Raw genomic sequence first — 12,240 nt, 5'->3', positions numbered from 1 at the left:
CGAACATGTTACAAACGCAGGCAGCGAATACCGCGTGGACGGGCAAGGCCATCGTCCTGATCGGCCTCATGGGTGCGGGCAAGACCACGGTCGGCCGGCGCCTGGCGCAGCGCATGCGCCTGCCCTTCGTCGACGCCGACCACGAGATCGAGGCCGCCGCCGGCATGACCGTGGCCGACATCTTCGCGCGTTTCGGCGAGGCGCATTTCCGCGACGGGGAGCGCCGGGTGATCGCCCGGCTGGTCGATGGTGCGCCCAAGGTCATCGCCACGGGCGGCGGCGCATTCATGAACGAGAGCACCCGCGCGCTGATTCTCGAGCATGCGATCGCGGTGTGGCTCGACGCCGAACCGGCGGTGCTGGCGGACCGGGTGCGGCGGCGCGACACGCGCCCGCTGCTGCGCGGCCGCGATCCCCAGGCGGTGCTCACCGAGCTCGCGGCGATCCGCAATCCCTATTACGCGCTTGCGCCGATCCGGGTGCCCAGCATAGCAGCGCCGCACGACACCACCGTCGACGCGATCCTGAAGGCCCTCAATCCGTGACAATCGTCCCCGTCGCGCTCGGCGACCGCAGCTATGACATCCGCATCGAGGCGGGGCTCCTCGCCCGCGCCGGAGATGCGCTCGCTCCGTTCGACAATGGCCGGCGCCGGATCATCGTCACCGACGCGCATGTCCTCCCGCATCTCGCCACGCTGCAGGCGGGCCTGGGCACGAGCGAGGCGATCGTCCTGCCGCCCGGCGAAGGCACCAAGAGCTGGGGTCAGCTGGAGGCGCTGCTCGACCGGCTGCTCGCGCTGGGCGTGGAGCGCGGCGATCATGTCATTGCGCTCGGCGGCGGCGTGATCGGCGACCTGGTCGGCTTCGCCACCTCGATCCTCAAGCGCGGCTGCGGCTTCGTCCAGATCCCCACCACCCTGCTCGCCCAGGTCGACAGCTCGGTGGGCGGCAAGACCGCGATCAACACGCGCGCCGGCAAGAACCTGGTCGGCACCTTCCACCAGCCGGCCATGGTGCTGATCGACCCGCAGGTGCTCGACACGCTGCCGGCCCGCGACCTGCGCGCCGGCTATGCCGAAGTCGTGAAATACGGACTGATCGACGATTTCGCCTTCTTCGAATGGTGCGAGGCCAATGCCGCCGCGCTGCTGGCGGGCGACCCGGCGGCGCGCGCGCATGCCATCGCCCATTCGGTGGCGGCCAAGGCGCGGATCGTCGCGGCCGACGAGCGCGAGACCAGCGGCATGCGCGCGCTGCTCAACCTGGGCCACACGTTCGGCCATGCGCTCGAGGCCGAGGCCGGCTTCTCCGACCGGCTGCTGCACGGCGAGGGCGTGGCGGCAGGCATGGCGCTCGCCTTCGGCTTCTCGGCCGCCAGGGGAATCTGCCCCGGCCAGGACGCCGAAAGGGTTGCCGCGCACCTGGCCGCGGTCGGCCTGCCGGATGGGCTGAAGGCGGCGGGGATCACCGCCTCCGGTGCGCGGCTCGTGGAGCACATGCTCCACGACAAGAAGATGAGCGCCGGCACCCTGCCCTTCCTGCTCGCGCGCGGGATCGGGCGGACGTACCTCGACAGGAATGTCGACCTTGGCGAGGTGGCGGCGTTCCTGGATGCCCAGCCGCGCTAAAGCTCGCTCGTCAGCGTCAGGGTCAGCGTGCGCGGGGCGATCGGCGTGATCAGCCCCGAGCTGGCCGGGGTCCAGGCGAAGCGATCGGTAAGGTTGGTCACGCGGGCGCGCAGCGTCACCGGATGGCCGCCGATCGCGAAGGCCTGGCGGAGCCCCAGGTTGAACAGCGCATAGCCGGGCAGCGCGACGCTGTTCTCGCGATCGGCATAGCGCGCGCCGCGGATGTTCACGCCGCCATCCACCGTCAGCCCCTCCACGCCGGGCACCCGCCAGGTGAGATTGGCGAGCGCAGTCACACGCGGCCGGCCGATCGGGCGGACACCGATCACGCCGCGATCCACCAGCTCGCCGTCGATCCTGGCATCGAGCCAGGTCGCGCCCAGCACCGCGTTCAGCCGCGAGGTGATCGGCCCGGCCAGCGACAGCTCGACGCCGCGATGCCGCACCGTGCCGACGAAATCGAACGCGCCCGTGGCATCGATCCCCGGCGTCGGCTTGGACAGGTCGAACAGGCCGGCGATCAGCGTCGGCCCGCCGGCAAAGCCGTATTTCACGCCCAGCTCGGCCTGGCGCGAGATGGCGGCGGGGAGGACTGCGCCGCGATTGCTGGCATTGGCCGGCGCGACGCCGGCCTCCTCCAGCCCGCGCGCATAGCTGGCAAAGCCGGTGAGCCGTGAGGTGATCCCCACCGACAACGCCCCGCCATAGAGCCAGGGCCGCGTCGTCTGCTCGGTCACCGTGCCGTCGAGCCCCCGGACGCGCTTGGCATATTCCACGCGCTGCGCATCGAGGCGCAGCTCGGCCAGCGTGCCGATCGACAGGCGATAGCCGAGCCCACCCGTCCATTGCCCGACATCGTCGCGCTTCCGGAGCGTGCCGAGCGCCACCATGGGCCGGGCGATCCTGGGCGGCTTGTTCACATCGGCGAAGGTGCCGAGCGCGAAGGGGACGCCGGGATCGCTCTCCACCATCGAATCCCGCCGCCGGGCCATGGCGATGATGCGGTGCGTGAGATTGCCGGTGGCGAACTGCTTGGCCGCGGTCACCTCGGCCGAGACCGTGTGGCGCGTCTCGGTGCCGAACAGCAGCCCGCTCGCCACCGCCTCGCGGCCATTGCCGGTGAAGCGCAGCACGCTGTAGGCGCTATGGTCATAGGGCAGTGCATTGTAGAAGAGCGAGGCGCCGAACCGCCAGCCCTTGCCCGCATCCACATCGGCAAAGGCGCCGATCAGGTCCGATTCGTTGCGCCCGTCCATCCAGCTCTGGGTGCGATTGGTCCAGCGCTTCACTTCGCGCGGCGCGGCGGCCGGATTGGCATAATAGGTATCGCCTTCGCGCGGGAACCAGTTGCGGCTCCACACGCCGGTGATCCGCACGCCGGGCGCCGGCGACCAGCGCGGAACGAGGCCGATGGCAGTGAAGTCGCCGGTCGTGCCGTCGGTATATTGCTGGGCGGGCGTGAGCTGAAGGCCGCCCGCGATCGACCAGCGCCCATCGGCCGTGCCCGCCGAGCCACGCAGCATCGCGACCGGCCCCGAGCCGCCCCACCAGCCAGCCTCGATCGAGGCGCGCGCACCGGCGGCGGCGCCGGGCATCGTATATTGCACCACGCCGGAGGGGGCCGCGAAATCGGTCCGCAAGCCATTGGCGCCGACCCGGATCGCGGTGCCGCCGTTCAGCGGCTGGAGCATGCCGGAGACGCGAACGTAATAATGGTCCTCGATCCGGTAGTTGCCGGCGGCCTGCAGGTCGAACCCGCGCACCTCGCTCTCCGAATAGAGCCCCACTTCCTCGATCCCGATCCGCCGGCCGAACGCATCGTCGGCGGCGCTGACCACGTCGCCGTTCGCCGGCGGCTGCGGCGCCCGCACGGTCTGCGCATGGACGGCGGGCACCATGAGAAACGGCAGGCAGATTATCGAATGACGCATGACGGGAACCCTCTTCCAACTCCGGCCCGATTGACCGGCCCGGCGGCGGCGCGTGGAGCCGGCTGGGACGAATGGATCGCGGGCGTGACGAACGGCAGTTCGCGCGCGCGCGTTCGCGAGCTATCGTGCGTGCATGGAGATGACGGCGCGCGAGTCGATCTGGGACCTCAGAATCCCGTTGAGCGCGGCGACGGCGTTCGCGCTGTTCGCCTTCCTCCTCGGCTATGGGATAGGCGGGCTGGAAGCGAACACGGGCAGCTTCGCCGCCGAGCATCCGGACGAGGCACGGCTGGCACGGCTGCTGGTCTGGGGAGCGATGCTCACCATCGCCTGGGCCAGCCGCAAGCCGATGCAGGAGATATTGCAGGCGCCGAAGCGCTCGTCGCCCCTGCTGCTCGGCGCATTCGCCTTCGTGCCGGTGATGCTCACGGAACTGGCCGCGTCGCGCTTCGCGATGGCCATTTCCCCCTATCAGCTCTGCGGGCCCAACGGGCCGCCGCCGGTGCCCGTCGACAATTTCCTGCCGCGCGCGATCGCGCTGGGCTCGACGGCGTGGCTGTCGCTGATGGCCTGGAGGCGCCACCTCGCCAATGGACATGATCGGCGGGAGGCGGACCCGCCGTTCGCCGAGCCGCTGCCGCCGATGCTGCCCGTCCAGCCAAGCGCCGAGCAATGGCTGAGCCTGCCCGAGGCGCCCTTCCTGCGCGTGCGCGCCTGCGACGTGGCGCAGATCCGCTCGGCGGGGAACTATAGCGAGATCCTCGCGCATGGCCGGGTGCACCTGGTGCGCGCGCCGCTTTCCGAGCTGGCCGGGCGCTTCGCGGAGCTCGGCTTCGTCCGCGTGCATCGCCAGGTGGTGGTGAACCGCAGCCATGTCTCGCAAATCTATCGCGAGGCGGGCGGGCGGCTCGCCGTCCAGCTCAACTGCGGCGCCATCGTTCCGCTCGGCCGCAGCTATCGCACCGCCCTCGCCGCTTTCGCGCATTGAATCATCCCCGGCTTTTCCGGCGCATCATCCCCAGCTTTTCGGGAGCCGAATGGCGCCTGCCGCGTTGACTTGGCGGCGGGCGGCGATTTCGTCCGCGCAACGAAACAGACACTCTCCGGGGGACGGATGGCCACCGCGATCTCTCCAGCCACCTCGCTTGCAGCCTTTGGAGAATTGGGCCGGCTGACGGCCGCGATCGGCGACGAATCGCCGCTGGGGCCCGCTGCCGGCTGGTCGAACGCGCTCCTCGCCTCGCTTCGCATGATGCTGCCCGCGCGCGCCGAGATCGTGATGTTCTGGGGCCCCGAATTCTGCGCGCTCTACAACGAGGCCTATGCGCCGACGATCGGCGACAAGCACCCGCGCGCGCTCGGCCAGTCGGCGCTGGTCTGGTGGGGCGAGCTCTGGGACGATCTCGGCCCGCTGCTCCAGGGTGTGCGGGATACCGGCGAGACCTTCTGGGCCAAGGACCGCCCCTTCTATATCGAGCGCGACCAGGGACGCGGCGAGACCACCTATTTCGACATCAGCTATTCGCCCGTGTTCGACGATGACGGGACGGTGGGCGGCGTGCTCTGCATCGTCAGCGAGACCACGGCCCGCGTGCTCGCCGCGCGCGAGGCGATCGCCGATCGCAACCGGCTATGGTCGCTGGCGCGCGACCCCTTCCTGATCGCGGACAGCCACGGCGTGTGGCGCAACGTCAGCCCCGCCTGGACCGAGATCCTCGGCTGGAACGCCGACGAGCTGGTCGGCCGCACCTCGGAATGGATGGAGCATCCCGACGACCGCAAGCGCACCCGCGCGGAACTGGCCGGGCTGCAGCAGGGCGCCACCACCCTGCGCTTCGAGAACCGCTTCCGCGGCAAGGACGGCGACTATCGCTGGTTCAGCTGGACCGCGGTGCCCGAGGGTGACCTGCTCTATTGCGTGGCGCGCGACATCACCGCCGAGCGCCAGGCGGCGGATGCGCTCGAGGCGGCCCAGGCGGCGCTGCGCCAGTCCCAGAAGATGGAGACGGTGGGCCAGCTGACCGGCGGCGTCGCGCATGATTTCAACAATCTGCTCCAGATCGTCACGGGCAATCTCGACATCCTCCAGCGCAACCTGCCGCCCGACCAGCCCAGGCTGGCGCGCGCCGCCGGTGCGGCGATGAACGGGGCGCAGCGCGCCGCCGTGCTGACCCAGCGCCTGCTGGCATTCTCGCGCCGCCAGCCGCTCGCGCCGGAGCGGACCGATCCGAACCGGCTGATCGCCGGCATGTCGGACCTGCTCCACCGCAGCCTGGGAGAGATGGTGGCGGTGGAAGTCGTGCAGGCGGCGCGCATCTGGCCGGTGGAAGTGGATGCGAACCAGCTCGAGAACGCGCTGCTCAACCTGGCCGTCAACGCACGCGACGCGATGCCGCAGGGCGGCAAGCTGACGATCGAGACCGCAAACACCCATCTCGACAGCCATTATGCCGCGCTGGATGCCGAGGTGACGCCCGGGCAATATGTGCTGATCTGCGTGTCCGACACCGGCACCGGCATGGACGAGGAAACGCTTGCCCATGCCTTCGAGCCCTTCTTCACCACCAAGGAGGTGGGGCGCGGCACCGGCCTGGGCCTGTCGATGGTCTATGGCTTCATCAAGCAGTCGGGCGGGCATGTCCGCATCTATTCGGAGCGCGGAGACGGCACGACCGTGAAGATCTACCTGCCCCGCTTCCACGGCACCGCCCGCAACGCGGCGGCCCATGCTCCGGTGCTTCCCGCGCCGCAGGGCAATGTCGACGAGACGATCCTGGTATGCGAGGACGACGAGAATGTCCGCGCCTATACGGTCGAGGTGCTGCGCGAACTGGGCTACCGCGTGATCGAGGCGGGCGACGGCCCCGCCGCGCTCGCCGCACTCGATGCCGAGCGGGAAGCGATCGACCTGCTGTTCACCGATGTCGTGCTGCCCGGCGGCATGACCGGCGCGGTCCTCGCCACCGAGGCGCATGCGAAGCGGCCCGATCTCAAGATCCTCTTCACCACCGGCTATGCCCGCAACGCGATCGTCCATCACGGCCGGCTCGATCCCGGCGTGCAGCTGCTGCCCAAGCCCTTCACCTATACCGATCTGGCGGCGAAGGTACGCGACATGCTCGACCAGTGACGTCCTGCCTGGAAGAGAGGGGAGCAGCGCATCGGTTGCCGTTCCCGCCCGATCCGCCTAGCACATCGGCATGCGCATCCTCCCCGCTCTCGCCGCCGCGATCGTGATCGCCGCGCCCGCCGCCGCCCAGACCGGCAAGCCCGCCCCGATCCTGACCACGCCCGAAGCGAAGGATGCGTGGACCCATGCCGTGCCCGAAGTGGCGCGAGTCACGCATGTCGATCTGAACCTCGACGTCGATTTCGCGAGCAGGACGCTGTCCGGCGTCGCGACGCTCGACGTGCTCGCCGCCACCGGCGCGAAGGAGATCGTGCTGGACATCGACGATCTCGATATGATCTCGGTCACTTGCCCCAAGGGCAAGCCGCTCCCCTTCACGGTCGGCCCGCGCGACAAGGAGCTGGGCTCGGCGCTGACGGTGCAGCTCGAGGGCAACAAGCAGATCCTGATCCGCTACAAGACGCGGCCGGGCGCATCGGCGCTCCAGTGGCTCGCCCCGGAGCTCACCGCCGGCAAGCGCAAGCCCTATCTGTTCAGCCAGGGCCAGCCGATCAACAACCGCAGCTGGATCCCCACCCAGGACAGCCCCGGCATCCGCCAGACCTGGTCGGCCACGCTCACCGTGCCCGCCGGCTTCGTCGCGGTAATGAGCGGCGACCGGCTCGACGGCGAAAAGGGCCAGGCCGCGCCGGACGGCAAGCGCAGCTTCCGCTTCCGGATGGACAAGCCGGTGCCGCCCTATCTCGTCGCGATGGCGGTGGGCGACCTCGCCTTCAAGGCCACCGGCAAGCGCTCGGGCGTGTGGACCGAACCTTCGATGCTCGATGCCGCGGCGCACGAGGTCGGCGATGTCGAGAAGATGATCGACGCGGCACAGGCGCTCTACGGCCCCTATCGCTGGGGCCGCTACGACATGCTCGTGCTGCCGCCCAGCTTCCCCTATGGCGGCATGGAGAACCCCACCCTCACTTTCCTGACGCCGACGATCATCACCGGCGACCGCTCGAACACCGATGTCGTCGCGCACGAGTTGGCGCACAGCTGGTCGGGCAACCTCGTCACCAACGCAACCTGGTCGGACAGCTGGCTCAACGAGGGCTTCACCACCTATTTCGAGAACCGGATCATGGAGGCGGTCTACGGCAAGGAGCGCGCCGCCATGTATGCCGATCTCGACTGGGACGGCCTGCAGCGCGACATCAAGGATGCCGGCGGCAGCGACGCCGCCACCACCCGCCTCCATGGCGATCCGGGCGCGACCTTCGGCCAGCTCGACTATTTCAAGGGTTCCACCTTCCTGCGCACGATCGAGGCGGCGGTGGGCCGGGCGAAGTGGGACGCCTATCTGCGCGCCTATTTCGATCGCCACGCCTTCCAGCCGCAGACCACCGCCGGCTTCCTGGCGGACCTGCGCGCCAATCTGATCAAGGGCGACAAGGCGCTCGAGGCGAAGCTGGAGCTCGATCGCTGGGCCTATCAGCCGGGGCTGCCCGGCAATGCCGTGCACGTGACGTCGGCGACGCTCGCCGCCGTGGACGCGAAGCTCGCCGCGTTCAACGCGGGCGGGCCGGCGAGCGCGGTGCGGCCCACCGGCTGGGCGACCCAGCAATGGCTGCGCTTCCTGAACGGCCTTCCCCGCCAGCAGACGCCGGCCCGCCTCGCCGAGCTCGACGCGACGCTCGGCCTGTCCGCCTCGAACAATGCCTATGTCCGCTCGGCCTGGGCCGAGCTGGCGATCGCCAACCGCTACGAGCCCGCGCTGCCGGGGATCGAGGAATTCGTGAAGCGGGTGGGCCGTGGCCTGCTGATCTACCCGATCTACAAGGACCTGATGGCCCAGGGCGACTGGGGCAAGCCGATCGCGCGGCGCTTCTATGAGAGCGCCAAGGCAGGCTATCACCCGAATGCGGCCGCCGGCGTGGCGAAGATCGTCGGGGCCAACTGACCCTTTTGCCGTCACCCCCGCCTTCGCGGGGATGACGGTCATTGAAAAGCAAACACCTCCGTCACCCGCATCACGCCGCTGTCCGTCTCGGCGAACCGATATTCCGCCAGCGCCCGCAGCCGGTCCAGCGGCAGCGGCGCGCGGCGGGGATCGCCCACCAGCACCGCCACCCCGGCTGCCCGGCAGCGCGCAAGGAAGGGCTCGACCCGCGCCGCCGGCTCCGGATCGTAGAACAGGTCCCCGGCGAGGATCAGGTCCGTCTCGGGCACCGGCCCATCGGTCAGGTTGGCGTGCACGCCCTCAACCGCGACGCCGTTCGCCGCCGCGTTCAGCGCCACGGCCGCCAGCGCATAGGGATCGACGTCCACCGCCAGCACCTGGGCCGCGCCGGCCTTGGCCGCGGCGATCGCCACCAGGCCCGAGCCGCAGCCCAGGTCGAGCACCCGCCGCCCGGCCACGATTTCCGGCCGATCGAGCACGAACCGCGCCAGCGCCAGGCCGCCCAGCCAATAATAGGCCCAATAAGGCGAGCCGAAATCCCCGTCCGCCGCCGCCAGCCGGCCGAGCCCGCTGGCCGGCACGGCCTTGTGCAGCACGATCTCGGCAATGCCCGGCACCGGCAGCACGGGCAGCCGCGCCCGGATGAAATCGCTCGGGTTCAGGCGGGCCGCTTCCACGCCGCCACCGCCAGGCAGAGCCAGCCTGCGATCAGCGCCGCGCCGCCCAGCGGCGTCACCGCGCCCAGCCAGCGGGGGCCACCCAGCGCCATCAGGTAGAGCGTCCCCGCGAACAGCGCGCCGCCGCCGACGAACAGCCAGGCCGGAACGCGCGCGCCCATCCGGACGGCGACCAGCGCCGCCACCGCGTGGACCAGCTGATAATGCCCGCCGGTCCGGAGCCACTCGGCCGGCGCGCCGCTCGCGCCATGCGCGCCGAACGCTCCCGCCGCCACCGCCACCGCGCCCGAAAACGCCGCCAGCACCGCCACGATCCTCACAGCCCGATCTCCTCCAGGAAATGCGGCCCGCTCGCCGCCACCATCGCCACCGCCACGGCGAGCGCCGCGACGCTCGCCACCAGCACCGCGCCCGCCAGCAGGTCCTTGGCCGCCTTGATCGACGGGTGGATGCCGGGATGGAGCAGGTCGATCACCGCCTCCATCGCCGAATTGACCAGCTCCAATGCCAGCACGATCGCGCAGCAGAGCGCAACCAGCGCCCACCAGATCGGCGCCGGCCGCAGCACGAGCAGCGCCAGCAGGGCTGCCGCCGCGAGCCGCGCCTGGCTGCGAAAGCTCGCCTCGCGCGCCCAGCCGGCACGGATGCCGGCCAGCGCGAACCCCATCCGCGCGCGGAAGGGCCGCCCCTTCATCCCGAGGACTCGAGATCGATCTCGATCGCCGCCGCCCTGCTCGCATGGGTGATCATGCCGTCGATCCCGGCCCGCAGGTCGCCGGTCTCGCGCTGCACGTCCAGCCGGGCGCTGTCGCGGCGACGATATTCCGCCTCGGTCTTGTCGATCTCCATCTGGTCGACGCCCACCGCCTGCATCGCCTGGCGCGCCATCATCACCGCGCTCTCCAGCACTTCGCGCACCACGCCGCCCACCGGCGCGCCCTTCATCTTGATCACGCTGCGCCGGTCATAGGCACGCACGAAGATCGTCGCCTTGGGAAAGGCGTGGTGAACGGCCTCGAGGAACTCGGTGTCGATCCTGTCGCCATCGTTGCAGAACAGCACCAGCTCCGCCTCGGCCGCGCCGGCCTGGCGCAGCAGGTCGATGCGCAGGCCGTCGCCATAATAGACCTTCATGCCGAAATCGCTGGCGGTCTGGATCATCTCGACATCGGTGTCGATCAGCGTGACCGGGATGTCCTGCGCGAGCAGCATCTGCGCCACCGTCTGGCCGAAGCGGCCATAGCCGACCACCACCGCATTGGCGCCTTCGTGCTGCGGCGTGTCGACGCCCTGCGCGCTCGGCGCCGGCTCGGTCCGCAGCTTGCGGGTCGCCATCATCAGGAACGGCGTGGTGGCCATCGACAGAGTGACGATCGCGCCGAAGATGCTCGCCGCCTCCCCCTCGATCAGCATCGCCGACTGGGCCTGGGCGAACAGCACGAAGCCGAACTCGCCGCCCTGGCTGAGCAGGACGCCCAGTGCGAAGGCCTGGCGCCGCGGCACGCCGAACAACAGGCCCAGCCCCATGATCAGCGCGGCCTTGGCAGCGATCAGCGCCAGCGCCATGCCGACGACGAAGAAGGGCCGCTCGGCGATCGCATGCAGGTTCAGCGTCATGCCCACGGCCAGGAAGAACAGCCCGAGCAGGATCGAGCGGAACGGCTCCACATCCGCCTCCAGCTCGTGGCGATAGGGCGAATCCGCCAGCATCACGCCCGCGATGAACGCGCCCAGCGCGGCGGATAGGCCCAGCGCCTCCATGATCGCCGCGGCGGCAATCACGGTGAACAGCCCGGCGAAGATGAACATCTCGCGCTCGCCGAGATTGCCGATCAGCCGGAACAGCGGGCGCAGCAGGTAGCGGCCGGCCAGGATCAGGCCGATGATCGCCACCACCGTATAGACGCCGAGCAGCCAGCCGGGCGTGCTGCTCTGGTGCTGCGGATTGCGCGATAGCGCAGCGACGATGGTGATCAGCGGGACGATCGACAGGTCCTGGAACAGCAGGATCGCGAAGGCGCGCTCGCCGAGCGGGGTGCGCAGGCGCCCCGCCGATTGCAGCATCGGCAGCACCTGCGCCGTGGAGGAGAGCGCGAGCGGCAGGCCGAGCGCCAGCGCCGCGCCGATCGAGCTGCCCGTCGCCAGCCACACCATGCCCGCGATCACCAGGCCGCAGATCGTCACCTGGAGCAGGCCGAGCCCGAAGATGTCGCGCCGCATGCGCCACAGCCGCGCGGGGCTCAGCTCCAGGCCGACGAGGAAGAGCAGCAGCGCGATGCCGAGCTCGGCGATGCCCATCTTGCTCTCGGCATCGCCGACCAGCCCGAGCACCTGCGGCCCCACGATCGCGCCGGCGACGAGATAGCCGAGCGTAGCGCCCAGCCCGAACCGGCGGAACACCAGCACGAAGACCAGCGCAAAGCCGAGCAGCGGCACATATTCGCCGAGCAGCGAAGCCTCGTTGGCGTGCTCCATCAGCCGCGCGCCCGGGAAACGGCGGCTTGGGCAGCCTCGGCCACCGCTTCGAAAGCGAGCCGGATCGCCGCATGGCGGCCGCGATGTTCAAGCGCCGGCGTGAACAGGTCGAGCCCGGGCCAGTCGGGCGGGGTGCCGCGCGTGCCGGCCAGCCAGGCGGCGAGATCGTCGCGCGCCGCCTCCAGCTCTTCCGGTGAGCGGCCGATGGCATGCGCCTCCATCAGCGCCGCCGATGCCTGGCCGAGCGCGCAGGCGCGCACCACCATGCCGATCGCGGCGACGCGGCCCGCGTCATCCAGGTTCACATCGATGGTGACGCGGCTCCCGCAAACCGGGGAGCGTTTCTCGCAAGACGCCATCGCGCCTTCCAGCCGGGCCTCGAACGGCACGGAAGCCGCCAGGCGCAGGATTTCGGTGTTGTAGAGCGGCGCGTTCATCTGCTTCCGACTTAG

At 70.2% G+C, this 12,240-nt stretch carries 11 protein-coding genes; 5 read left to right on the top strand and 6 right to left on the bottom strand.

The window, feature by feature from the left end:
* Positions 1 to 5 precede the first annotated feature (5 nt).
* Together ACIQCS_RS05690 and aroB are read left to right on the top strand one after the other, a co-directional pair.
* Positions 6 to 545, top strand: a complete 540-nt coding sequence (locus ACIQCS_RS05690; protein WP_280278346.1) for a shikimate kinase — start codon at positions 6 to 8, stop codon at positions 543 to 545.
* Complete coding sequence (gene aroB, locus ACIQCS_RS05685) at positions 542 to 1,630, top strand: 3-dehydroquinate synthase (protein WP_345851033.1); 1,089 nt, start codon at positions 542 to 544, stop codon at positions 1,628 to 1,630. Before ACIQCS_RS05690 ends, aroB begins: the two co-directional genes overlap by 4 nt.
* Here the strand turns inward: aroB and ACIQCS_RS05680 are convergent.
* Entirely contained in the window at positions 1,627 to 3,561 is a 1,935-nt protein-coding gene (locus tag ACIQCS_RS05680) for a hypothetical protein (RefSeq protein ID WP_345851032.1), read from the bottom strand. The two genes, aroB and ACIQCS_RS05680, sit on opposite strands and share 4 nt — an antisense overlap.
* Before the next feature lie 139 nt (positions 3,562 to 3,700).
* On the opposite strand from ACIQCS_RS05680, the gene ACIQCS_RS05675 reads away from it, so the two are divergent.
* The 3 genes from ACIQCS_RS05675 to ACIQCS_RS05665 all read left to right on the top strand — a co-directional run bounded on the left by ACIQCS_RS05675 (position 3,701) and on the right by ACIQCS_RS05665 (position 8,636).
* A complete protein-coding gene (locus ACIQCS_RS05675; RefSeq protein WP_401530285.1) occupies positions 3,701 to 4,549 on the top strand; it encodes a LytTR family DNA-binding domain-containing protein in 849 nt (282 codons plus the stop codon).
* A 126-nt stretch (positions 4,550 to 4,675) separates the two neighbouring features.
* A complete protein-coding gene (locus ACIQCS_RS05670; protein WP_345851028.1) occupies positions 4,676 to 6,691 on the top strand; it encodes an ATP-binding protein in 2,016 nt (671 codons plus the stop codon).
* A 70-nt stretch (positions 6,692 to 6,761) separates the two neighbouring features.
* Positions 6,762 to 8,636 (top strand): M1 family metallopeptidase, encoded by a 1,875-nt coding sequence (locus tag ACIQCS_RS05665; RefSeq protein ID WP_345851027.1) that lies wholly within the window; start codon positions 6,762 to 6,764, stop codon positions 8,634 to 8,636.
* Between the two features lie 38 nt (positions 8,637 to 8,674).
* Here ACIQCS_RS05665 and ACIQCS_RS05660 read toward each other — a convergent pair whose 3' ends face one another.
* Genes ACIQCS_RS05660 through ACIQCS_RS05640 form a run of 5 tightly spaced genes read right to left on the bottom strand, consistent with a single transcriptional unit; the run spans position 8,675 to position 12,225 of the window.
* Complete coding sequence (locus ACIQCS_RS05660; RefSeq protein WP_345851025.1) at positions 8,675 to 9,313, bottom strand: 50S ribosomal protein L11 methyltransferase; 639 nt, start codon at positions 9,311 to 9,313, stop codon at positions 8,675 to 8,677.
* Positions 9,295 to 9,633, bottom strand: coding sequence for a DUF423 domain-containing protein (locus tag ACIQCS_RS05655; protein ID WP_345851024.1), 339 nt, complete (start codon positions 9,631 to 9,633; stop codon positions 9,295 to 9,297). The genes ACIQCS_RS05660 and ACIQCS_RS05655 overlap by 19 nt, the downstream gene beginning before the upstream one ends.
* A complete protein-coding gene (locus ACIQCS_RS05650; protein ID WP_401530282.1) occupies positions 9,630 to 10,007 on the bottom strand; it encodes a diacylglycerol kinase in 378 nt (125 codons plus the stop codon). Before ACIQCS_RS05650 ends, ACIQCS_RS05655 begins: the two co-directional genes overlap by 4 nt.
* A complete protein-coding gene (locus ACIQCS_RS05645; protein WP_345851022.1) occupies positions 10,004 to 11,788 on the bottom strand; it encodes a cation:proton antiporter in 1,785 nt (594 codons plus the stop codon). The genes ACIQCS_RS05650 and ACIQCS_RS05645 overlap by 4 nt, the downstream gene beginning before the upstream one ends.
* Positions 11,788 to 12,225: an iron-sulfur cluster assembly scaffold protein gene (locus tag ACIQCS_RS05640; protein WP_345851020.1), complete on the bottom strand. Its 438-nt coding sequence runs from the start codon at positions 12,223 to 12,225 to the stop codon at positions 11,788 to 11,790. The genes ACIQCS_RS05645 and ACIQCS_RS05640 overlap by 1 nt, the downstream gene beginning before the upstream one ends.
* Between the last annotated feature and the right edge of the window lie 15 nt (positions 12,226 to 12,240).

The organism is Sphingomonas sp. NPDC092440 (genome assembly GCF_044754985.1).
Classification (GTDB): Bacteria; Pseudomonadota; Alphaproteobacteria; order Sphingomonadales; family Sphingomonadaceae; genus Sphingomonas.
The sequence above is the reverse complement of the archived record's forward strand: the minus strand, read 5'-3'. Positions and strand labels throughout refer to the sequence as shown.